The following is a 21,677-nucleotide window of genomic DNA, read 5'->3' on the forward strand; positions in this document are numbered from 1 at the left end:
GTTTGGTGAATCATCCGGCCCCGGGACGCCAGGCATCGGTGACATGGTGCGGCCAGCGTCCGGGCGCAAGCAGCATGGCATCGAAACGCAGCGACAGCGAGGCGGCATCGGGTTGCCGGGACAAGAATACAGCAGCGGCGCGGGCGATGCGACGGCGCTGCTGTGCACCGATCGACCCGGCGGCGGCCTCCCGGCCGGCCCGCCATTTCACCTCGATGACAGCCAGCACCCGGCCGCGGCGGGCCAGGATGTCGATCTCGCCGAGCGGATGACGCCAGTTGCGGGCGAGAATGCGGTAGCCTTTCAGCTGCAGCCACAGGGCGGCCAGCCGCTCGCCGCGGCGGCCGCGGCGCTGGCGGATGTCGCGCGGCTCAGGCGTCGGCCCCGCCGTCATCGCCGGTGCCGTCGCGCAGCTGCAGGGCGCGGGCATAGACCTGCTTGCGCGGCAGGTCCAGCTGCGCCGCCACGTCATCGACCGCCTGGCGCAGCGGACCGTGCGCCATCGCCCCGGCCAGGGCGGCATCGAGATCGGCGGCAGACGCGGTTTCCTCCGGCGGCGGACCGATCACCAGGGTGATCTCGCCCTTCGGCGGACCCGCCGCCGCATAATGCACCGCCAGATCGCCGAGGCTGCCGCGGCGCACCTCCTCGAATTTCTTGGTCAGCTCCCGCGCCACCGCGGCTTCGCGGCCGGCGCCGAATATCTCGGCCATCGCGGCCAGGCTTTCGGTCAGCCGCTGGGCGCTTTCCAGCAGCACCAGGGTCGCCTGCACCGGCTTCAGTCCGGCCAGCCAGCTGCGCCGGGCCGCGGCCTTCGGCGGCGGGAAGCCGGCAAACAGGAAGCGGTCGGTGGGCAGGCCGGACAGGCTGAGGCCGGCCAGCACCGCCGAAGCCCCGGGCAGCGCGGTTACGGCGATGCCGGCCGCGACGCAGTCGCGCACCAGCTTGTAGCCGGGATCGTTGACCAGCGGCGTGCCGGCATCGGAAACCAGCGCGACGGTGGCGCCGCCGGCCAGCTTCTCCAGCAGCTGGGGCCGCACTTTCGCCGCATTATGTTCATGATATGGAAAAAGCGGAGTCTGGATGCCGTAGCGTTTCAGGAACGGCCCGGTCACCCGGCTGTCCTCGCAGGCGACGAGATCGGCCCGCCGCAGCAGGGCCAGCGCCCGCAGCGTGATATCGGCGGCGTTGCCGATGGGGGTGGCCACCAGATATAAGCCGGGGGAGAAATGTGCCGCTTCCGCCCCCATCAGGCTGGTTTCGGACGGCGGCTGGATCGGGTCTGTCATGGTCTTCGCAGAATGCAGCGTCGCGTACCTTAGAATGGGGCTTTCCGGCCTGTCCATGCGCAGCCTGTGCGGAATGGTGCTCGCCCTGGGCCTGCTGGCCGGCTGCCAGAGCGGCCAGCAGGCCCAGGGCGGCCTGCCCGGCCTGCTCGACCGGGTGGTCACCGGCGCCCCGCAGCGCGTGGCCCCCGGGCCCGGCGCCAGCCCGGCCGGCCAGCCGGCACCGGCCGTCCGGCCGCAGAGCAATGCCCCGCCCGCCGCCGCGCCGGCCCTGCGGCCGCAGCCGGCGGTGCCGTCGAATGCCATCGAAACCCAGCCGCTGCCGCTGACCCTGACGCCGCCGGGCAGCAGCGACGTGATCCGCATCGGTTTCCTGGCCCCGCTCAGCGGCCCCAGCGCGCCGCTCGGCCGCGCCCTGTTCGATGCCGCGCAGATGGCCCTGTTCGACCTTGCCGACGACCGCCTGCTGCTGCTGCCCCGCGATACCGAGGGCCAGCCCGACAAGGCCGCCGCCGCCGCCGCCGACCTGCTGGCCGCCGGCGCCCAGATCATCATCGGGCCGCTGTTTTCCAGCAGCACCGCCGCCGTCGCGCCGCTGGCGCGGGCCCGCGGCGTCCGGCTGCTGAGCTTTTCCACCGACCAGGGTGTCGCCGGCAACGGCACCTTCCTGCTCGGGTTCATGCCCGACCAGCAGGTCGCCCGCGCGATCGGTTTCGCGCGCAGCCGCGGCATGAGCCGCTATGCCTTGCTGGCCCCGGATTCGCCCTACGGCAATGCCATTGCGCAGGCTGCCGAAACCGCCGTGGCCCAGGCCGGCGGCCGGCTGCTGAAGGCGGAACGCTATCCCGGCGACGGCAGTGCCGACCTGACCCCGGTGGTACGCCGCTTCGCCGCCGCCCTGCGCGCCCTGCCGCCGCGCGGGCCCGAGGAGGCGATGGCGGCCGGCATCGATCCGGCACTCAGCCGGCCGGTCGATGCCCTGCTGCTGCCCGAGGGCGGCGCGCGCCTGCGGGCGCTGGCGCCCCTGCTGCCCTTCTTCGATGTCGATCCGCGGGCGGTGAAATTCATCGGCACCGGCCTGTGGGACGATACCAGCCTGGGCAGCGAACCGGCGCTGGTCGGCGGCTGGTATGCCGGCCCGGCACCCGAGGGGTTCGAGGCCTTCCGCAAGCGCTTTGAACAGGCCTATGGCCGCCGCCCGGCGCGGCTGGCCAGCCTGGCCTATGACGCCACCGCGCTGGTCGGCATCCTCGCCCAGCGCGGCGGCGCCGCCGCCTTCACCGACCTGGTGCTGACCAATCCGGACGGATTTGCCGGCTATGACGGCATTTTCCGCTTCCGCGCCGACGGCACCGTCGAACGTGGCCTGGCCATGCTGGAAATCCAGCGTCGCGGCAGCCGGGTAATCGATCCGGCCCCGGCCAATTTCCTGCCGCCGGGCAACTGACCTTCCGGACAGATAACCGGGAAATAACTGCGCCGGCGGCAGGCCGGCATGATACGAAGCCCATATGAAAACACTACTATAGCGGGCTTTGACGCCGAATCTGTTTCTAGTAGCATTTATACGGGCAACCCGATCCTTCCGGAGGATCAGCAATGAGCGATATTCCGATGGCCGATCATGAACGTATCGATTTCTCGCGCGTCAGCTTCCTGGTTGTCGAGCCGAACCGCCTGATGGGCCAGATGGTCCGCGACGTGCTGATGATGCTGGATGCCACCAGCATCGAGCGCGCCCGCGACCTTGCCAGCGCCACCGCCATCCTGCGGCTCGGCCGCACCGACGTGCTGATCACCGAATGGGCCCTGAGCGTGAATGGCGGCGGCGGCACCGGCATGGATATCGTCGACTGGGTGCGCAACGATCCCGCCTCGCCCAACCGCATGATGCCGATCCTGATGATGACCGCGAATTCCGAGGAGGAATATGTCTGCCGCGCCCGCGACTGCGGCGTCTCGGAATTCGTCGCCAAGCCCTACACGGTGAACGGCTTCTACACCCGGCTGGCGGCCGCGATCGCACGGCCGCGCCAGTTCGTGCGCATCGACGACTATTTCGGTCCCGACCGCCGCCGCCGCCGCGAGGGCCATTACGATGGCCCCGAGCGCCGTGAGCCGGCGGATCTGCGCTGACCGGACGACTATCCGTCATGGCAAGGAAAAAAGCGGATTTTCTGCCGCCGCCGCAGGATCTGCAGCGGCGCGCGGTGAATTTCACCAAGGGCTACCGCCTCAAGCTGGAACCGGCCGAGCTGCGCCGGCTGGAAGAAGTGGTCGAGAAGGCCACCGATGCCTTCACCGCCGAGGTGGCCGAACGGCTGCGCCAGCTGCGCCAGACGATCGCCGACGTGGCCGGCGGCAACGACGAGCCGCAGGCGATGCGGATCATCCGCGCCCTTTCCCTCGACATCAAGGGCATGGGCGGCACGTTCCGCTATCCGCTGCTGTCCGCCTATGCCAAGTCGCTGAACGATTTCGCGGTGCAGGTCGACCGGCCCAGTGCCGTGCAGACCGACATCCTCGCGGCGCATATCGATGCAATGTATGTGGTGATGGCCGAGCGCATCACCGGGGTCGGCGGCCGGCGCGAACGCGACCTGCTGGAAGCCCTGCAGACCGCCGTCGAGAAACACATGCCGCGCCACGGCTGAAAAATCCCGCGGCAGCCCGGCTTACCGCTCGGCTACAGCCCCGTTACAGCATGGTCCACAGCGGCAGCCCGGCCAGCGCCGCCAGGGCGCAGAGCGCCAGCGCGGCCAGCCGGAACTGCCGGTCGCTGGCCCGCGCAAACAGGCGGCCGCCCAGCCGCAGCAGCAGCAGATAGGCCGGCACCAGCGGCAGCGCGCCGAGCAGGCTTTCCGGCGTGAACAGGCCGCCCGCCCAGTAGGCGAAGCCCGACGCAACCGCCGTGAAGCCGAAAAAGACGATCAGGTTGGCGCGCACCGTGGCGGCGTTGCCCTGGCCGCCCAGCCACAGCAGCACCACCGGCGGCCCCGGCAGGGATGCCGCCCCGCCGGTCAGGCCGGCCAGTGCCCCGGTGCCGAGCGTCGCCGGCAGGCCGAGCCGGCCCCGGTAGCGCCAGCCGCTCGCCATGATCGCAACCGCCAGCAGGATCAGGCCGCAGATCACCCAGCGCATCAGCTCCGGATCGACAATCACCAGCAGGGCCACGCCGGCCGGTACCGCCAGCATGGCGCCGGCCGCCAGCGGCAGCACCTCGCGCCACACGCAGCGCCGGACCGCAGCCGGCAGCATGGTCAGCGCCGCAATATCGTCGGCAACGAACAGCCAGACCGCCGCCAGCTTCGGTTCGTAAAGCAGGCTGGCGACCGGCATGAACATCATGGCGCCGCCGAAGCCGGAAAACCCGCGCACCAGACCGGCCAGCGCCGCAGCGCCGAGCACGATCCAGTAGCGTGGGTCGCTCAGAAGGGCGGAAAGTGCCTCAGGCAACGAGAATGACGACGCCGCAGACCGCGACGGCGGCACCGGCGGCGCGGGTCAGCACCGGCAGCGAGACGCGCTGCGCCAGCCGCGCGGCGGCAATGCCGGCGCCATGCAGCAGGGCCGTGGCCAGCACCATGCCGCCGGCATAGGCGGCGGCGATGCCGTCAGCCGGCATCTCGGCGCCATGGGCATGGCCATGGAAGATCGCGGCGACGGCGGCGAAGACCGTGGCGACGGCCAGCGGCGGCCGCGCGGCGAAGGCAACGACAAGACCGAGTGCCAGCACCGAGAGGGCGATGCCGAGTTCGACGCCCGGCAGCGGCAGACCGGCATGGCCGGACAGGAAACCCAGCGCCATCGGCGCCACGAAGGACAGCGGCAGCAGCCACAGCGCGTGGCGGCTGCCGTTCTGGTTCAGCTGGATCGCCCAGAGGCCGACCGCGACCATGGCCAGCAGATGATCCAGGCCGCCGAAGGGATGGCCGATACCGCTGGCGAAACCGGCATGGGCATCGACGCCGGTATGGGCGAGGGCGGGCGCGGCCAGCAGGGCCAGAGCGGCCGGCACAACGGCAAGCTTCGCGCCGGATTTAACGATTGCGGAATATGACATTACAGACCCTCTCTGCACGACTGTTTGGCTGCCCACCTGTACCCTTTGTGCCCCAGCAGCGGCCGGTTTGGCAAGCCGAGGCTGTGCCTGCTTTCGCGGCAGCACCGCTGGTGCTGACGGCCGGGGCCCGGTTTGACAAGCCCGGCAGGCCAGCTTACGGTCCCGCCGATGGTTTGCCGCTGCCGCTAGGCGGCGGCAATGAAAAGGGAACGCGGTGCGGAGCATGACCGGTTCATTCTCCCAGGCCGCGGCAGCCCCCGCTACGGTAGGCGGCGAGCGACGCGCAACAGGCCACTGGACATGCCGCCGGACCATCGGTCCGCTGCGGAAGTTCCGGGAAGGCGCGCGATCCGCGACGACCCGCAAGCCCGGAGACCTGCCATCGCCATTGTCGGCGCGGGATCATCGGACGGGGTGTGCCGGTGTCGTGTCCCCGGCCTTGCGGCAGCGGCCGCAGGACGGGGCGGCATTCCGCGACGGCGCATGCAACCACAGGCGCTGACTGTCATGACCACCGTTCCCCGCTCCGCCGGCCCGAAACCTGCCGGCACCAAGATTCCGGCCACCGTCGTCACCGGCTTTCTCGGCGCCGGCAAGACGACGCTGATCCGCCACCTGATCGGCACCGCGCAGGGCCGCCGGCTGGCGCTGATCGTCAACGAGTTCGGCGAGGTCGGCGTCGATGGCGACCTGCTGAAGGCCTGCGGCAGCCCCGACTGCACCGAAGACGATATCGTCGAACTGGCCAATGGCTGCCTGTGCTGCACGGTGGCCGATGATTTCCTGCCCACCCTGCAGAAACTGCTCGACCGGCCGGAACCGCCCGACCATATCGTCATCGAGACGTCCGGCCTCGCACTGCCCAAGCCGCTGGTGCAGGCCTTTGCCTGGCCCGGCATCAAAAGCCGCACCACGGTGGACGGCGTGATCACCGTGGTCGACGGCGCCGCCGTGGCGGATGGCCGCTTTGCCGATGACGAGGCGGCGCTGGCCGCCCAGCGCGCCGCCGATCCCACTCTCGACCACGACAATCCGCTGGAGGAACTGTTCGAGGACCAGCTGGCCTGCGCCGATCTCGTGCTGGTGAACAAGACCGACCTGCTGGATGCGGCGGCGCTCGGCCGCGTCGAGGCGGAACTCGCCCGGCATCTGCGTCCCGGCGTGAAGACCATGCCGGTGCGTCATGGCGAGATCGCCGCCAGCATCCTGCTCGGCCTGCAGGCGGCGGCGGAGGACGACATCGCGGCGCGGAAATCCCACCACGATCATGAGGACGACCACGATCACGAGGATTTCGCCAGCTTTTCGCTCAGCCTGCCCGAACAGGCCGATCCGGATGCGCTGCTGGCCCGGCTGGCGCCGGTGATCGCGGAACACGACATCCTGCGCGTGAAGGGCTTCGCGGCGATTGCCGGCAAGGCGATGCGGCTGGTGCTGCAGGGCGTGGGCAGCCGCATCAGCCATTATTACGACCGCGACTGGCAGTCCGGCGAGGATCGCCGCACGCGGCTGGTGGTGATCGGCCGCGCCGGTCTCGACGAGGCGGCCATCCGCGCCGCGCTGGCCGCCTGACCCGCGGCCGGCCGAAAGGGGGATACGGCAGGTGCATCTGCTCAACGCGATACCCGGCGGCACGGCGACGGCGGATGGTGCCGTCGACCTGGGACAGACGCCCGGCGACATCGTGATCCTGAGCGCCGCCGACAGCGAGCTGGCGGCACTGAGCAGCGCCTGCGCCGCCCTGCCCGGAAATTTCCCGTCGCTGCGGCTGGCCAACCTGCTGCAGCTGTCGCATCCCTATTCGGTCGATCTCTATGTCGACAGCGTGATCGCCCATGCCAGGCTGGTGATCGTGCGGCTGCTGGGCGGCCAGAGCTACTGGCCCTATGGCATCGAGCGGCTGAGCGACATCTGCCGCAGCCGCGGCATCGGCCTCGCCATGCTGCCCGGCGACCGGCGGCCCGATCCCGGTCTCGACGGCTTTTCGACCCTCGACGATTCCGACTGCGCCCAGCTCTTCACCTATTTCCGCGAAGGCGGCATCGACAACCTGCAGCAGGCCCTGCTGCATGCCGCCGCGCTGACCGGCCATGACTGCCGGGCGATGCCGGCCCGGCCGCTGCCGCCGGCCGGGATCTACTGGCCGGGCGAAACCGCACCGGACCTGGACCGCCTGCGCATCGTCTGGGCCAGGTCGGTGGCCGGGCCGCAGCCGGTTGCCCCAGTCATTTTCTACCGGGCGCAGATGCAGGCCGGCGATGTCGGCCCGGTCGACACGCTGATCGACGCGCTGACCGCGGCCGGGCTGAACCCGCTGCCGATCTTCGTCACCAGCCTGAAGGATCCGCTGTCGGCCGACATCGTCGCCAGCCTGCTCGACATGGCGCCGCCCGACGTGATCCTGAACGCAACCAGTTTCGCCGTCGGCTCGCCGGGACGCGACGGCGCACAGAACGAGGCCGCCGACCCGCTGGCGCAATGCGACTGCCCGGTGCTGCAGGTGATCTTCGCCAGCAATCCGCGCGAACAGTGGCAGGAAGGCACGCGCGGCCTGTCGGCGCGCGATCTCGCCATCGGCGTCGCCCTGCCCGAAGTGGACGGCCGCATCCTCAGCCGCGCCGTCGCCTTCAAGGCCGAGGCCGCCTTCGATCCGCGCACCGAATGCAGCATCGTGCGGCTGGCTGCCGATGAAGGCCGCGCGCGTTTCGTCGCCAGGCTGGCCGCCAACTGGTCGCGGCTGGCGCGCAAGGCACCGGCCGAACGCCGTGTCGGCCTGGTGCTGGCCAATTACCCGAACCGCGACGGCCGCATCGGCAACGGCGTCGGTCTGGATACGCCGGAAAGCACCGTGCGAATCCTGCGCGCCATGAAGGATGCCGGCTACGAGCTGAATGCCATCCCGGTCAGCGGCAACCGGCTGATCGAGGCGCTGCAGGAAGGGCCGACCAACGACCTTGCCGCCAGCGCGCTGCGCCAGAGCCGCGTGCTGCTGCCGCTGGAAACCTACCGGATCCATTTCGCCACCCTGCCCAGCGCCGTGCGCGAGGCCGTTACCGGATGCTGGGGCGGACCGGAAGCCGATCCGCATCTGCGCCGCGGCGACGATGACGGCCAGCCGGACGGCTTCGCCCTGCCGGTGCTGCTGCTCGGCCATGTCGCCGTGATGGTGCAGCCGGCCCGCGGCTACAATATCGACCCGGCGCGGACCTATCACGATCCCGACCTGGTGCCGCCGCATGCCTATTTCGCCGCCTATTTCTGGCTGCGCGACCGCTTCCGTGCCGATGCGGTGATCCATTGCGGCAAGCACGGCAACCTCGAATGGCTGCCCGGCAAGGCACTGGCGCTGTCGGAGAACTGCTTTCCCGAAGCCGTCTTCGGTCCGCTGCCCCAGCTCTATCCCTTCATCGTGAACGATCCCGGTGAAGGCACTCAGGCAAAACGCCGCACCGCCGCCGTGGTGATCGACCACCTGACGCCGCCGCTGACCCGCGCCGAGATCTACGGCGACCTGGCGGCGCTGGAACAGCTGGTCGACGAGTATTACGAGGCGGCCGGCCTCGACCGCCGCCGGCTGCCCCTGCTGGCCGACCGCATCCTCGCCGAGGCGCGCCGCATCGGTCTCGATGCCGATTGCAACATCCGGCCCGATGAGGATACCGACAGCGCCCTGCTGAAGCTGGACAACCATCTCTGCGATCTCAAGGAACTGCAGATCCGCGACGGCCTGCATATCTTCGGCCGGGCGCCGCAGGGCGATGCCCTGGTCGACCTGCTGGTGGCGCTGGTGCGGCTGCCGCGCGGCAACCTCGAACGCAGCCTGCGCCAGGGTGGCCTGAACCAGGGCAGTGCGGGCGGCGGCATTCCCGGCGGCGATGCCTCGCTGCTGCGCGCGCTGGCCGGGGATCTCGGGCTGCAGTTCGATCCGCTGTCCGTCGATTATGCCAATGACTGGCGCGGCGCACGGCCGGCGATACTGCACGACATGACGACGGCGCCCTGGCGCAGCTGCGGCGACACTGTCGAGCGGCTGGAACTTCTGGCCCGCCAGCTGGTCGGCGACCGCCGGCTGCCGGCCGAGGACTGGGACGCCACCCGCGCCGTGCTGGCCGCCATCGACGAGGAGCTGCGCCCGGCCGTTCTGGCCTGCGGCCGCAGCGAGATGGAAAACCTGCTGCGCGGGCTGGACGGCCGCTTCGTGCCGCCAGGCCCGAGCGGCGCGCCGACCCGCGGCCGGCCGGAAGTGCTGCCGACCGGGCGCAACTTCTATTCGCTGGATGCGCGCAGCCTGCCGACCCCGGCCGCCTGGACACTGGGCTGGCGCTCGGCCGATGCCCTGCTGCAGCGCCACCGTCAGGACCATGGCGAATGGCCGCGCGCCATCCTGCTGAATGCCTGGGGCACGGCCAACATGCGCACCGGCGGCGACGACATCGCCCAGGCGCTGGCCCTGATCGGCGCCCGCCCGACCTGGGAAGGCGCATCGGGCCGCGTCACCGGCTTCGAGATCGTGCCGCTCGACCTGCTGGACCGCCCGCGCATCGACGTGACCCTGAAGGTCAGTGGCTTCTTCCGCGACGCCTTTCCGGCGCAGGTGGCCCTGTTCGATGCCGCCAGCCGCGCCGTGCAGGCCCTGGACGAGCCCGAGCATCTCAATCCGCTGGCCGCCCATGCCCGCGGCGAGATCGACCGGCTGGTGGCCGGCGGCCTGCCGGCGGATGCCGCCCGGCGCAGCGCCGGCTATCGTGTGTTCGGCGCCAAGCCCGGTGCCTATGGCGCCGGGCTGCAGGCCCTGGTCGACGAGGGCGGCTGGGACAGCAGCGAGGATTTCGCCCGCGCCTATATCGCCTGGGGCGGCTATGCCTATGGCGAGGAGGCCGAGGGCGTTGCCGATTATGCCGGCTTCACCCGCCGGCTGGCCGCCGTCGACACGGTGGTGCAGAACCAGGACAACCGCGAACACGACCTGCTCGATTCGGACGACTATTACCAGTTCGAGGGCGGCGCCGTGGCGGCCGTCCGCTATGCCGCCGGCCAGGCGCCGGCCGCCTATCACAACGACCATTCGCGCCCCGAAAACCCGCGCATCCGCCGCCTGGAAGAAGAAATCGCGCGCGTGGTGCGCGGCCGCGCCGCCAATCCGAAATGGATCGAGGGCGTGAAGCGGCATGGCTACAAGGGCGCCTTCGAGATCGCCGCCACGGTCGACTACCTGTTCGCCTTCGCCGCCACCACCGGGCTCGTGCGCGACCATCATTTCGACCTGCTGTACGACGCCTATCTCGCCGACACGGAAACCCGCGGCTTCATCGAGGCGAACAACCCGGCCGCCGCGAAGGAAATCGCCGCCCGTTTCCGCGAGGCGATCCGCCGCAACCTGTGGCGGCCACACGCCAACACCGCTGCCGAACTGCTCGACAGGATGACCGCCGCATGAAGATCAAGGATACCGGACTGACGGAAGACGAGATCAACGCCCGCGCCAACGAGAAGGCAAGGAAGCGCAAGGAGGTGCGCGACCGCATGCTGGCCACCAAGACCATCGAGAAAGGTCTTCTCATGGTCCATACCGGCAAGGGCAAGGGCAAGTCCACCGCCGCCTTCGGCCTGGTGGCACGGGCCATCGGCAACGGTTTCCGCGTCGGCATTGTGCAGTTCGTCAAGGGCAAGTGGCAGACCGGCGAACGCGTGGTGCTGGAACACTTCCCGGACCAGGTGACGATCAGGGCGATGGGCGAGGGCTTCACCTGGGACACCCAGGACCGCGCCCGCGACATCGCCGCGGCCAGGGCCGCGTGGGAAGAGGCCCAGCGCATGATCGAGGCCTGCCGCGGTGCCGACCCGGCATACGATCTGCTGGTCTTCGACGAGCTGAATATCGTGCTGCGCTACGACTATCTCGATCTCGCCGCCGTGGTCGCGGCCCTGCAGGCCCGTCCCGACAGGCTGCATATCGTGGTGACCGGGCGCAATGCCAAGCCGGAACTGATCGAGGCCGCCGACCTGGTGACCGAGATGACCGAGATCAAGCATCCCTTCCAGGCCGGCGTGAAGGCCCAGAAGGGCATCGAATTCTGAGCAGGACCCCGCCATGCAGAAAACCAGCTTCAATCCCGACGACATCGCCGCCCCGGTCGGCGGCTATGCCCATGGCTGCCTGGCAGCCGAGGGCCGCCGCATCCTGTTCGTCAGCGGCCAGATTCCGGCGGCGCCCGACGGCAGCATCCCGCCGGATTTCGAGAGCCAGGCGCGCAATGTCTGGCGCAATATCGAGAGCGTGCTGCGCGAGGCCGGCATGGGGCTGGACAACCTGGTGAAGATCACCGCCTTCCTGACCGACCGCGCCCATGTCCTGCCCAACCGAAAAATCCGCCAGGAGGTGCTGGGCGACCGCAGGATCGCCATGAGCGCCATCATCGCCGGCACCCTCGATTCCGACTGGCTTCTCGAAGTCGAAGCCATCGCCATGGACTGAACCGATGTTCAAGCTTGAAAAAACCGGCGTCATGCTGTGCGGCCATGGCAGCCGCGACGAACGCGCGGTGGCCGAGTTCACCGCACTGGCGCAGCATATGAAACGCCGCCTGCCGCAATACGATGTCGATTTCGGCTTCCTCGAATTCGCCACGCCGATCATCCGCAACGGCCTCGATGCCCTGCGCGAGAAGGGCAACACGAGGATTCTCGCCCTGCCCGGCATGCTGTTTGCCGCCGGCCATGCCAAGAACGACATCCCGAGCGTGCTGAACCGCTATCAGGCGGAGCATCCGGACGTGTCGATTTCCTACGGGCGTGATCTCGGCATCGACCTGAAGATGCTGCGCGCCGCCGGCGATCGCATCCAGCAGGCGCTGGACGCCGCCGGCGATGACGTGCCGCGCCACGAGACGGCCCTGGTGGTGGTCGGCCGCGGCACCTCCGATCCCGATGCGAATTCCAACATCGCGAAAGTGATGCGCATGCTGTGGGAAGGGTTCGGCTTCGGCTGGGCCGAGACCGCCTATTCCGGCGTCACCTTCCCGCTGGTGCAGCCGGCGCTGGAGCATGTGGCGAAGCTGGGCTATCGCCGGGTGATCGTCTTCCCGTATTTCCTGTTCACCGGGATTCTCGTCGAGCGCATCTACGACTATACCGACCGCGTGGCGGCCGCCCATCCGCAGATCGGCTTCATCAAGGCCGGCTACCTGAACGACCATCCGCTGGTGCTGGACGTGTTCGAGGATCGCCTGCGCGAGATCCTCGACGGCAGCAACAACATGAACTGCCAGATGTGCAAGTACCGCGCCCAGGTGCTCGGCTTCGAGGACGAGGTCGGGCTGGCGCAGGAAAGCCACCACCACCATGTCGAGGGCATCGGCACCGGGGGGCACCACCATCATGACCATGGCCACGATCACGATCACGGTCACGGTCACGGGCATGGGCGCAGCCATGACCACGGGCACCATCCCTATCCCCATGCCGACCACCCGCTCGGCCCGAAGACGCTGACGGACTGAGGCCGGCACCGGATGCGCCGCTACGACTATCTGCGCGACCCCGACGCGATCTACCGCGACAGCTTCGCGCGGATCCGTGCCGCGGTGGATTTGTCCGCCCTGCCGCCGGGGATCGACATGCTGGCCGAACGGCTGATCCATGCCTGCGGCATGCCGGAGATCCTGCCCGATCTCGCCTTCACCCCGGACCTGCCGGCGGCGGTGCGGGCGGCGCTCGATGCCGGCCGGCCGGTGCTCTGCGATGCCGAGATGGTGGTGCATGGCATCATCCGGGCGCGGCTGCCGGCCGGGCAGCCGGTGCTGTGTTTCCTGAACGACCCGGCAGCGCGCGAGATCGGCCGGCGCGACGGCACCACCCGCTCGGCCGCCGCCGTCGAACTGTGGCGGCCGCATCTGCAGGGCGCGGTGGTCGCGATCGGCAACGCGCCGACCGCGCTGTTCCGCCTGCTGGAAATCCTGGACGAGGCGGATGCGCCGCGGCCAGCCGCCATCCTCGGCTTCCCGGTCGGCTTCGTCGGCGCCGCCGAATCGAAAGCGGCGCTGATCGCCGACGCCGCCGGCATTCCCTATGCTACCCTGCGCGGCCGGCGCGGTGGCAGCGCCATGGCGGCGGCGGCGCTGAATGCGCTGGCCGGCCCGGCCGGTATCGGGGGGGGAGAGACGGCATGACCACGCAGCAGCCCTGGCTGTCGGTGATCGGACTGGGCGAGGACGGCATCGCCGGACTGGCACCGGCGGCGCGCAGCCTGATCGACGCCGCCGAACTGCTGGTGGGCGGCGAGCGGCATCTGGCGCTGGTGCCCGAAAAATCCGGCCAGCAGCGCCGCAGCTGGAGCAGCCCGCTGCTGGACCTGGTCGATCAGCTCGTGCAGCAGCGCGGCCGCCGCATCTGCGTGCTGGCCAGCGGCGATCCGCAATGGTTCGGCATCGGCGTCACCCTGGCGAAGCGGGTTCCGGCCGCCGAGGTGGTGATCCTGCCGGGCATCAGCGCCTTCTCGCTGGCCGCCGCCCGCATGGCCTGGGCCGTCGATGCCGCCGACTGCATCACCCTGCATGGCCGGCCGCTGGCCCTGCTGAACCTGCATCTGCATCCCGGCGCCCGCATCCTGGCGCTCAGCGAGGACGGGAAGACACCCGCCGCCGTTGCCGCCCATCTGGCGAAGGCCGGTTTCGGTTCGGCCGAAATCACCGTGCTGGAACATCTGGGCGGACCGCGCGAACGGATCGTCTCGGCGCGGGCCGATGCCTGGCCATATGCCGACTGCGCCGATCTCAATACGCTGGCCATCGCGGTGCAGGACGGGCCGGCCTGGTCGCGGCTGCCCGGCCTTGATGACAATGTCTTCCTGCATGACGGCAACATCACCAAGCGCGAGGTGCGCGCCGTCACCCTGTCGCGGCTGGCGCCGTTTCCCGGCGACCTGCTGTGGGATGTCGGCGCCGGCTCGGGCACGGTCAGCATCGAATGGCTGCGCGCCGACCGTCGCAACCGCGCCATCGCCATCGAGGCGCGCGACAGCCGCCGGCAGATGATCGCGCAGAATGCCCTGCTGCTGGGGGTGCCGCAGCTCGACATCCGCGACGGCACCGTGCCCGGCGCGCTGGACGGCCTGCCGGCACCCGATGCGATCTTCATCGGCGGTGGCATCCTGGTCGACGGCCTGGTCGACCGCTGCGTCGCCGCGCTGAAACCCGGCGGCCGCCTGGTTGCCAATGTGGTGACGCTGGAAGGCGAGGCCGTCATCGTGCAGGGCTGGCAGCGCCATGGCGGCGAGCTGTCGCGGCTGGCGGTGGCGCGCGCTGACCATGTCGGCCGCTTTCACGGCTGGCATGCGATGATGCCGGTGACGCAATGGAGTCTGGTGAAGGAATGAGTGAACACCCATGACCGGCACGCTGTATGGCCTCGGCATCGGCCCCGGCGATCCCGAGCTGATTACCCTGAAAGCCCTGCGACTGCTGCGCGCCGCGCCGGTGCTGGCCTGGCCGGCACCGGAGACCGGCGACAGCCTTGCCCGCGGCATCGTCGCCCCGCATCTGCCCGGCGGCCAGACCGAGATCGCCATCCGCATGCCGCTCACCGTCGAACGGTTTCCGGCGCAGAATGTCTATGACCGCGCGGCGGCCGAGCTGGGCGGGCATCTGGCGGCCGGCCGCGATGTCGCCGTGCTGTGCGAGGGCGATCCGTTCTTCTACGGCTCGTTCATGTATCTGTTCGGCCGGCTGGCCGAACGCTTCCCGGTCGAGGTCGTGCCCGGTGTCTCGTCGCTGACCGCCTGCGCCGCCGCGCTCGGCCATCCGCTCGCCGCCCGCAACGATGTGCTGACCGTGATCCCGGCACCGCTGGACGACGATGCCATCGCCGCGCGGCTGGCGCAGACCGATGCCGCCGCCATCCTCAAGCTCGGCCGCCACGGTCCGCGCATCGTGACGCTGCTGCAGAAACTCGGCCTCAGCGATCGCGCCCAGTATGTCGAGCGCGCCACCATGGCGACCCAGCGCATCCTGCCGCTGGCCGCGGTCGACCCGGCCGCAATCCCCTATTTCGCCATGATCCTCGTGCACAGGCGCGGCGAGGCCCATGCCATGGAGTTCGAATCGTGAGCGGCCCTCCTGCCCTGGTCCTGCTGACCCCCAATGCGCGCAAGGCCGCCCAGATGCTGATGGCCGCCTTCCCGGCCTGGGAAGTCTATGCGCCCGATGATGCCGCCCTGGTGCATGCCCTGCCGCTGGTACCCCCCGGCGGCAAGGCGACCGACACGATTGCCGCGCTGTTCCTGGCCGGCCGGCCGGTGATCGGCATCTGCGCCGCCGGGATTCTGATCCGCGCGGTGGCGCCGCATCTGGCCGACAAGCACAGTGAACCGCCGCTGATCGCGGTGGCCGCCGATGGCTCGGCCGTGGTGCCGCTGCTCGGCGGCCATCATGGCGGCAACCTGCTGGCGCGCCGCATCGCCACCGTGCTGGAAAGCGCGGCCGCCATCACCACGGCCGGCGATCTCGTCTTCGGCCTCGGCCTCGACGAGCCGCCGGAGGGCTACAGCCTCGGCAACCCGGACGCCGCGAAGGGCTTCATGGCCGCGCTGCTGCGCGGCGGCAAGGTGCGCATCGAGGGCGACGCGCCCTGGCTGGACGGCAGCAACCTGCCGATCGACCCGGAAGGCGCGCTGACCATCGCCGTCAGCCCGGAGGAGGCCGACGAGACCGACCCGACGCGGCTGGTCTATCATCCGCGCGCGCTGGCCATCGGGGTGGGCTGCGAGCGCGGCTGCTCGCCGGTCGAGCTGATCCGGCTGGTGCAGGGCATGCTGGCCGAGCGCAACCTCGCCCGGGCGGCGATTGCCGGCGTGTATTCGCTGGACCTGAAGGCCGACGAGCCGGCAATGCATGAACTGGCCCGCTGGCTGGAGGCGCCCCTGCGCTTCTTCGACGCCGCGACGCTGGAGGCCGAAACGCCGCGGCTGGCCAATCCGTCCGACGTGGTCTTTGCCGAGGTTGGCTGCCATGGCGTGTCGGAAGCGGCGGCGCTGGCCGCCGCCGGGCCGGACGCGACCCTGCTGGCAGAGAAGCGCAAGTCCGCACGCGCCACCTGCGCCATCGCACTGGCGCCGCAGCCCTTCGACGGTGCCGCCCGCGGCCGCCGGCGCGGCGCACTGCATGTGGTCGGCACCGGCCCGGGCGACGCGCAGTGGCTGACCCCGGAGGCGCGCATCGCGCTTGCCGAAGCCACCGACTGGGTCGGCTACGGCCTCTATCTCGATCTCTATCCCGATCTCGCCGCCGGCAAGACCCTGCACCGCTACGATCTCGGCGAGGAAGAGACGCGGGTGCGCGCCGCCCTCGATCTCGCCGCCGAAGGAAAACACGTCGCGCTGGTCTGTTCGGGCGATCCCGGCATCTATGCCATGGCGACGCTGGTCTTCGAACTGCTGGAGGCCGAGCCGCAGCGCCGCGACTGGCAGCGGCTGGCGATTGCCGTGGCGCCGGGCGTATCGGCCATGCAGGCGGCGGCCGCGCGGGCCGGGGCGCCGCTGGGCCACGATTTCTGCACCGTGTCGCTGTCGGACCTGCTGACGCCGCTGGACACCATCCTGCAGCGGGTGAAGGCTGCCGCCCAGGGCGACTTCGTCGTCGCCTTCTACAATCCGGTCTCGCAGCGCCGCCGCACCCAGCTGGCCATGGCGAAGGATATCCTGCTGCAGCATCGCGATGCCGCCACGCCGGTGATCCTGGCCCGCAATCTCGGCCGCGAGGGCGAGCGGATCGCCATCACCACCCTCGGCGATCTCGACATCGATGCGGTCGACATGCTGACCGTGGTGGTGGTCGGCGCGTCTGCAAGCCGCAGTATCGAATTACAGAACGGCCGCCGCTTCGTCTACACGCCGCGCGGCTACGAGAAGAAGAGAACGCCGTGACCGTCCATTTCATCGGCGCCGGCCCGGGCGCGGCCGACCTGATCACGCTGCGCGGCGCGACGCTGATCGAATCCTGCCCGGTCTGCCTCTATGCCGGCTCGCTGGTGCCCGACGCGGTGGTCGCCCTGGCGCCGAAGAGCGCACGCGTGATCGACACGGCGCCGCTCAATCTCGACGAGATCATGGCCGAGATCACGGCCGCCCATGAGCAAGGCCGGGATGTCGCCCGCGTGCATTCCGGCGATCCCTCGCTGTACGGTGCCATCGCCGAGCAGATCCGCCGCCTGAAGGCACTCGGCATTCCCTACACGATCACCCCGGGCGTGCCGGCCTTCGCCGCCGCCGCCGCCGCGCTGCAGACCGAGCTGACCCTGCCCGACATCGCCCAGAGCGTGATCCTGACCCGCACGGCGATGAAGTCGTCGGAGATGCCGGCCGGCGAGACCCTGGCCAATTTCGGCCGCACCGGCGCGACGCTGGCCATCCACCTGTCGATCCGCAACATCCGCCATGTGGTGGACGAACTGACGCCGCATTACGGCGCCGGCTGCCCGGTGGCGGTGGTGGTGCGCGCCAGCTGGCCCGACCAGCAGATCCTGCGCGGCACGCTGGCCGATATCGCCGCAAAGATCCGCGCGGCGAAGATTACCCGCACGGCGCTGATCCTGGTCGGCCGGGTGCTGGACGAGGCCGCGGAATTCCGCGACAGCGCCCTCTATGATCCGCAGCATGTGCATGTGCTGCGGCCGGGAAGGAAAGCGAAAAAGCCGAAGGCCTGAACCTACAGCGCCGTGGTGTTCAGCCAGGCCAGCGCCGCGCCGGTGCTTTCCACGATGTCGCCGGGCGGCAGTGGCGGCCGCTCGATCATCAGCACCGGAATATGCAGTTCGGCTGCCGCCGCGATCTTGCCGGCAGCGCCGCCGGAATTCTTGGTCACCAGCAGGTCGATCCGGTGCTGCCGCATCAGTGCCGCCTCGTCTTCCGGCGGGAAGGGCCCGCGGCCGAGCACCAGTTCGCCGGCCGGCAGCCGGATGTCGCCATCCGGCGGTTCGACCAGCCTCGTCAGGAACCAGCGCGCCCCGTTGCGCGCGCCGCCCAGCGGCAGGAAGGGACCGAGTTCCTGGCGGCCGACGGTGAGGAAGATCCGGTGTACCGGGTGGAAGCGCAGGAACACCGCCGCCGCCTGCACGCTGGGCATCATCGTCCAGCGGTCGCCGGGCGATGCGACCCAGGGCGGGCGCACCAGCTTGGCGCGCGGCAGGCCGAGTTCGCGGCAGGCCTCGAAGGCATGCTGCGCCATCCGGGCCGCGAAGGGATGCGTCGCATCCAGCACCAGGTCGATCTTCTCGCGCACCAGATAATCGGTCAGGCCGGCAATACCGCCGAAACCGCCGGTGCGCACCGCGCCGGGCGGCAGCACCGGCTGTTCGGTGCGCCCGGCCAGCGACGAGATGCAATACAGCCGGTCATGGCCGGCAAGCTCGCGGGCCAGTCGCAGCGCCTCGCCGGTTCCGCCCAGCAGCAGCAGGCGCCGCAGCCTAGCCATGGCGCCCCGCGATCCGGCCGGCGATGCTCTCGGTCTGCTGCGGCATGGCCCGGAGTATACACCGTCGGCGGCCCGGTGTACCTTGGTGCAATGCAGCTGCCGGCCCTTGAAATGCCTGATTTTCCGCCCGGCCAGGTCTGGCTGGCGGGTGCCGGCCCCGGCGATCCGGGGCTGCTGACGCTGCATGCGGTCAACGCGCTGAACCAGGCCGATACCGTGATCTACGACGCCCTGGTCGGCGAGGCGATCCTCGCCTGCGCGAAGCCGGCTGCCATGCTGGAATATGCCGGCAAGCGCGGCGGCAAACCCTCGCCGAAGCAGCGCGACATCACGCTCAGGCTGATCGAACTGGCCCGGCAGGGCCGCCGCGTGCTGCGGCTGAAAGGCGGCGATCCCTTCGTGTTCGGCCGCGGCGCCGAGGAAGCGCTGGCCCTGCGCGAGGCCGGCATCCCCTTCCGCATCATTCCCGGCATCTCGGCCGGCATCGGCGGGCTGGCCTATGCCGGCATTCCGCTGACCCACCGCGACACCAATTCCTGCGTCACCTTCCTGACCGGCCACAATGCCCAGGGCGAACTGCCCGACAGCCTCGACTGGGCGGCGATGGTGCGCGCCTCGCCGGTGCTGGTGATCTACATGGCGATGAAGCATCTCGACCGCCTGGTCGCGAAGCTGCGCCATGCCGGGCTGGCCGGCGACCGGCCGGCCGCCCTGGTCAGCCATGCGACGCTGCCGCAGATGCGCGTGCTGACCGCCACGCTCGACACCATCGTCGGGCGCGCGGCGGCGGACGGGTTTGCGCCGCCCGCCCTGTTCGTGATCGGCGAGGTGGTGAACCTGCAGCAGCAGTTCGGCACCAGCAACCTGCAGGCCATGCTGCTTCCCGACAGGGACGTGTCATGCCAGAAGGCGTCGTGATCGCCGCGCCCGCCTCGGGCAGCGGCAAGACCACCGTCACCCTCGCGCTGCTGCGCCTGCTGGCCCGCGAGGGCCGCAGCGTGGCGCCGTTCAAGGCCGGACCAGACTATATCGACGGCGCCTTCCATCGCGCCGCCAGCGCCGGCCGGCCCTGCTGCAACCTCGATGCCTTTGCCATGCGGCCCGCCATCCTGCATGGGATGTTCGGCTGGAGCGCCGGGGCCGCCGAGCTGGCCGTGGTCGAAGGGGTGATGGGCCTGTTCGACGGCGCCGCCAGCGGCGAAGGCTCGACCGCCGATCTTGCCGCCCTGCTCGGCCTGCCGGTGCTGCTGGTGGTGGATGCGGCGCGGCAGAGCCAGTCGGTGGCGGCGCTGGTGCATGGCTTCCGCAGCTTCCGCGACGACGTCCGCATCGCCGGCGTGATCCTCAACCGCGTTGCCAGCCCGCGCCACGAGACGCTGCTGCGCCGGGCGCTGGCACCGCTTGCCCTGCCGGTGATCGCCGCGCTGCCGCCGCGCGCGGACCTGACCCTGCCGGACCGCCATCTCGGCCTGATGCAGGCCGAGGAGCATAGCGGGCTCGACCTGTTTCTCGACCGCGCCGCCGACTGGCTGCATCAGGGACTGGACCGCACCGCCCTGGACGCCGCGCTGGCGCCGGTCCGCACCGAGGGCCGCACCGTGCCGCCGGTGGCGATCGCACCGCCGGGCCAGCGCATCGCGGTGGCACAGGACATCGCCTTCGCCTTCGCCTATCCGCATCTGCTGGAAGGCTGGCGCGCCGCCGGTGCCGCGCTGCTGCCTTTCTCGCCGCTGCAGGACGAGCCGCCGGCCGCCGATGCCGATGCCGTCTTCCTGCCCGGCGGCTATCCCGAACTGCATGCCGGCAGGCTGGCCGGCAATGCACACCTGATGCAGGGCCTGCGCGATGCGGCGGCACGCGGGGCCTTCGTCTATGGCGAATGCGGCGGCTTCATGCTGCTGGGCGAGGGCCTGGTGGATGCCGAAGGTGGGCATCACGTGATGGCGGGCCTGCTGCCGGTGGCGACCAGCTTTGCCGAACGCCGGCGGCAGCTCGGCTACCGCCGCATCACCGCCCTGGCCGAGCTGCCGTTCGGCGCCGCCGGCAGCCGCTTCCGCGGCCATGAATTCCACTATTCTGTGCAGACGGCCGGCCGCGACGCGCCGCCCCTGTTCCGCATCGCCGATGCCGAAGGTACCGATCTCGGCCCCGCCGGCGTCTGTCTGGGCCGCGTTGCCGGCAGCTACCTGCACCTGATCGACCGCGGGGATTGAACCGGCAGTCCGCCCTGCTAGGCTTCCGGTTCCGATTCGGTTAACCGAAATTTACCCAGTCTCGTGTAGTCCGGCCTGATGATGACGCGTTCTGTCCTGTATGGCTTCCTGCTCTGCGCCGCCGCGGCCCTGCCGCTGCAGCTGGCCCGGGGTGCCGCAGCCGCCCCGCAGGCGCCGGCTGCGGCCGAGGCCGCCGCGCCGCCGCCGGCGGTGCCGGAAAAGGGCCCGGATTCCGGGCTGCCGCTGCCGCGCTTCGTCAGCCTCGCCGCCGACAAGGTGAATGCCCGCACGGGGCCCGGCGCCCGCTATCCGATCGCCTGGCAGTACCAGCGCCGCCACCTGCCCGTTGAGGTCACCGCCGAATACGAATTCTGGCGCCGCATCCGCGACCATGACGGCACCGAGGCCTGGGTGCACAAGAATCTCACCTCCGGCCGCCGCTACGGCATCATCGAGGGCCGGGTGCGGGCGCTGCATGCCAAGCCCGACGAGATGTCCGACATCCTGCTGGAAGCCGAGCCCGGCGTGCAGGCGTACTTGCGCAAATGCCCCGACCGGATCTGGTGCCAGGTCGAGATTGCCGGCACCAGGGGCTGGATGCCGCGGGCCGGTCTGTGGGGCCTGTATCCGGGCGAGACTTTCGACTGAGCAG

General features: G+C 70.3%; 21 protein-coding genes and 1 riboswitch. Of the genes, 16 read left to right on the plus strand and 5 right to left on the minus strand.

Translation table 11 applies throughout. The features are described from left to right. Window positions 1-10: 10 nt before the first annotated feature. Both ACEQZY_RS08585 and rsmI read right to left on the minus strand, forming a co-directional pair. Complete coding sequence (locus tag ACEQZY_RS08585; RefSeq protein ID WP_370153603.1) at window positions 11-394, minus strand: YraN family protein; 384 nt, start codon at window positions 392-394, stop codon at window positions 11-13. Then, window positions 372-1,289 carry a 16S rRNA (cytidine(1402)-2'-O)-methyltransferase gene (gene rsmI / locus ACEQZY_RS08590; protein ID WP_370153605.1) on the minus strand — a complete coding sequence of 306 codons (918 nt, stop codon included), beginning with the start codon at window positions 1,287-1,289 and terminating at the stop codon, window positions 372-374. The genes ACEQZY_RS08585 and rsmI overlap by 23 nt, the downstream gene beginning before the upstream one ends. Before the next feature lie 73 nt (window positions 1,290-1,362). On the opposite strand from rsmI, the gene ACEQZY_RS08595 reads away from it, so the two are divergent. From ACEQZY_RS08595 to ACEQZY_RS08605, 3 genes are all read left to right on the plus strand, one after another. Next, complete coding sequence (locus ACEQZY_RS08595; RefSeq protein WP_370153607.1) at window positions 1,363-2,733, plus strand: penicillin-binding protein activator; 1,371 nt, start codon at window positions 1,363-1,365, stop codon at window positions 2,731-2,733. 152 nt (window positions 2,734-2,885) lie between these two features. Then, complete coding sequence (locus tag ACEQZY_RS08600; RefSeq protein WP_341705787.1) at window positions 2,886-3,422, plus strand: response regulator; 537 nt, start codon at window positions 2,886-2,888, stop codon at window positions 3,420-3,422. Window positions 3,423-3,439: 17 nt separating this feature from the next. Then, a complete protein-coding gene (locus ACEQZY_RS08605; RefSeq protein WP_370153609.1) occupies window positions 3,440-3,940 on the plus strand; it encodes a hypothetical protein in 501 nt (166 codons plus the stop codon). Between the two features lie 43 nt (window positions 3,941-3,983). Here the strand turns inward: ACEQZY_RS08605 and ACEQZY_RS08610 are convergent, their stop codons facing one another. Then, a complete protein-coding gene (locus ACEQZY_RS08610; protein WP_370153611.1) occupies window positions 3,984-4,742 on the minus strand; it encodes a sulfite exporter TauE/SafE family protein in 759 nt (252 codons plus the stop codon). After that, window positions 4,735-5,349 carry a HupE/UreJ family protein gene (locus ACEQZY_RS08615; RefSeq protein WP_370153613.1) on the minus strand — a complete coding sequence of 205 codons (615 nt, stop codon included), beginning with the start codon at window positions 5,347-5,349 and terminating at the stop codon, window positions 4,735-4,737. The genes ACEQZY_RS08610 and ACEQZY_RS08615 overlap by 8 nt, the downstream gene beginning before the upstream one ends. A 152-nt stretch (window positions 5,350-5,501) precedes the next feature. Further along, window positions 5,502-5,748, plus strand: a riboswitch (cobalamin riboswitch). A gap of 108 nt (window positions 5,749-5,856) precedes the next feature. Between ACEQZY_RS08615 and cobW the strand changes: the two genes are divergently transcribed. The 10 genes from cobW to cobM are packed head-to-tail and all read left to right on the plus strand — an operon-like array spanning window position 5,857 to window position 18,045. Further along, the gene (gene cobW / locus ACEQZY_RS08620) at window positions 5,857-6,921 is read left to right on the plus strand and encodes a cobalamin biosynthesis protein CobW (protein WP_370153615.1); all 1,065 of its coding nucleotides are present in this window, start codon (window positions 5,857-5,859) and stop codon (window positions 6,919-6,921) included. A gap of 31 nt (window positions 6,922-6,952) precedes the next feature. Continuing rightward, window positions 6,953-10,786, plus strand: coding sequence for a cobaltochelatase subunit CobN (gene cobN, locus ACEQZY_RS08625; protein WP_370153617.1), 3,834 nt, complete (start codon window positions 6,953-6,955; stop codon window positions 10,784-10,786). Continuing rightward, window positions 10,783-11,427, plus strand: a complete 645-nt coding sequence (cobO, locus tag ACEQZY_RS08630; RefSeq protein WP_341705523.1) for a cob(I)yrinic acid a,c-diamide adenosyltransferase — start codon at window positions 10,783-10,785, stop codon at window positions 11,425-11,427. Before cobN ends, cobO begins: the two co-directional genes overlap by 4 nt. Window positions 11,428-11,440: 13 nt before the next feature. Then, window positions 11,441-11,824 (plus strand): RidA family protein, encoded by a 384-nt coding sequence (locus tag ACEQZY_RS08635; RefSeq protein ID WP_341705524.1) that lies wholly within the window; start codon window positions 11,441-11,443, stop codon window positions 11,822-11,824. A gap of 4 nt (window positions 11,825-11,828) precedes the next feature. Next, window positions 11,829-12,848 (plus strand): sirohydrochlorin chelatase, encoded by a 1,020-nt coding sequence (locus tag ACEQZY_RS08640; protein WP_370153620.1) that lies wholly within the window; start codon window positions 11,829-11,831, stop codon window positions 12,846-12,848. Window positions 12,849-12,860: 12 nt separating this feature from the next. Beyond that, entirely contained in the window at window positions 12,861-13,517 is a 657-nt protein-coding gene (locus tag ACEQZY_RS08645; RefSeq protein ID WP_370153621.1) for a precorrin-8X methylmutase, read from the plus strand. Further along, a complete protein-coding gene (gene cbiE / locus ACEQZY_RS08650; protein WP_341705623.1) occupies window positions 13,514-14,722 on the plus strand; it encodes a precorrin-6y C5,15-methyltransferase (decarboxylating) subunit CbiE in 1,209 nt (402 codons plus the stop codon). Before ACEQZY_RS08645 ends, cbiE begins: the two co-directional genes overlap by 4 nt. 10 nt (window positions 14,723-14,732) lie before the next feature. Then, window positions 14,733-15,452 carry a precorrin-2 C(20)-methyltransferase gene (cobI, locus tag ACEQZY_RS08655; protein WP_341705624.1) on the plus strand — a complete coding sequence of 240 codons (720 nt, stop codon included), beginning with the start codon at window positions 14,733-14,735 and terminating at the stop codon, window positions 15,450-15,452. Further along, window positions 15,449-17,266 (plus strand): precorrin-3B C(17)-methyltransferase, encoded by a 1,818-nt coding sequence (gene cobJ, locus ACEQZY_RS08660; protein WP_370153624.1) that lies wholly within the window; start codon window positions 15,449-15,451, stop codon window positions 17,264-17,266. Before cobI ends, cobJ begins: the two co-directional genes overlap by 4 nt. Further along, window positions 17,263-18,045 carry a precorrin-4 C(11)-methyltransferase gene (gene cobM, locus ACEQZY_RS08665; protein ID WP_341705397.1) on the plus strand — a complete coding sequence of 261 codons (783 nt, stop codon included), beginning with the start codon at window positions 17,263-17,265 and terminating at the stop codon, window positions 18,043-18,045. The genes cobJ and cobM overlap by 4 nt, the downstream gene beginning before the upstream one ends. A 2-nt stretch (window positions 18,046-18,047) precedes the next feature. Here cobM and ACEQZY_RS08670 read toward each other — a convergent pair whose 3' ends face one another. Beyond that, window positions 18,048-18,812, minus strand: coding sequence for a cobalt-precorrin-6A reductase (locus ACEQZY_RS08670; protein WP_341705396.1), 765 nt, complete (start codon window positions 18,810-18,812; stop codon window positions 18,048-18,050). Between the two features lie 111 nt (window positions 18,813-18,923). Between ACEQZY_RS08670 and cobA the strand changes: the two genes are divergently transcribed. From cobA to ACEQZY_RS08685, 3 genes are all read left to right on the plus strand, one after another. After that, window positions 18,924-19,730, plus strand: a complete 807-nt coding sequence (gene cobA, locus ACEQZY_RS08675) for a uroporphyrinogen-III C-methyltransferase (protein WP_341705395.1) — start codon at window positions 18,924-18,926, stop codon at window positions 19,728-19,730. Next, window positions 19,712-21,025 (plus strand): cobyrinate a,c-diamide synthase, encoded by a 1,314-nt coding sequence (locus ACEQZY_RS08680; RefSeq protein ID WP_370153627.1) that lies wholly within the window; start codon window positions 19,712-19,714, stop codon window positions 21,023-21,025. The genes cobA and ACEQZY_RS08680 overlap by 19 nt, the downstream gene beginning before the upstream one ends. 78 nt (window positions 21,026-21,103) lie before the next feature. After that, window positions 21,104-21,673, plus strand: a complete 570-nt coding sequence (locus ACEQZY_RS08685) for an SH3 domain-containing protein (protein WP_370153629.1) — start codon at window positions 21,104-21,106, stop codon at window positions 21,671-21,673. The last annotated feature ends 4 nt before the right edge of the window (window positions 21,674-21,677 follow it).

This window comes from Ferrovibrio sp., assembly GCF_964218355.1.
Classification (GTDB): domain Bacteria; phylum Pseudomonadota; class Alphaproteobacteria; order Ferrovibrionales; family Ferrovibrionaceae; genus Ferrovibrio.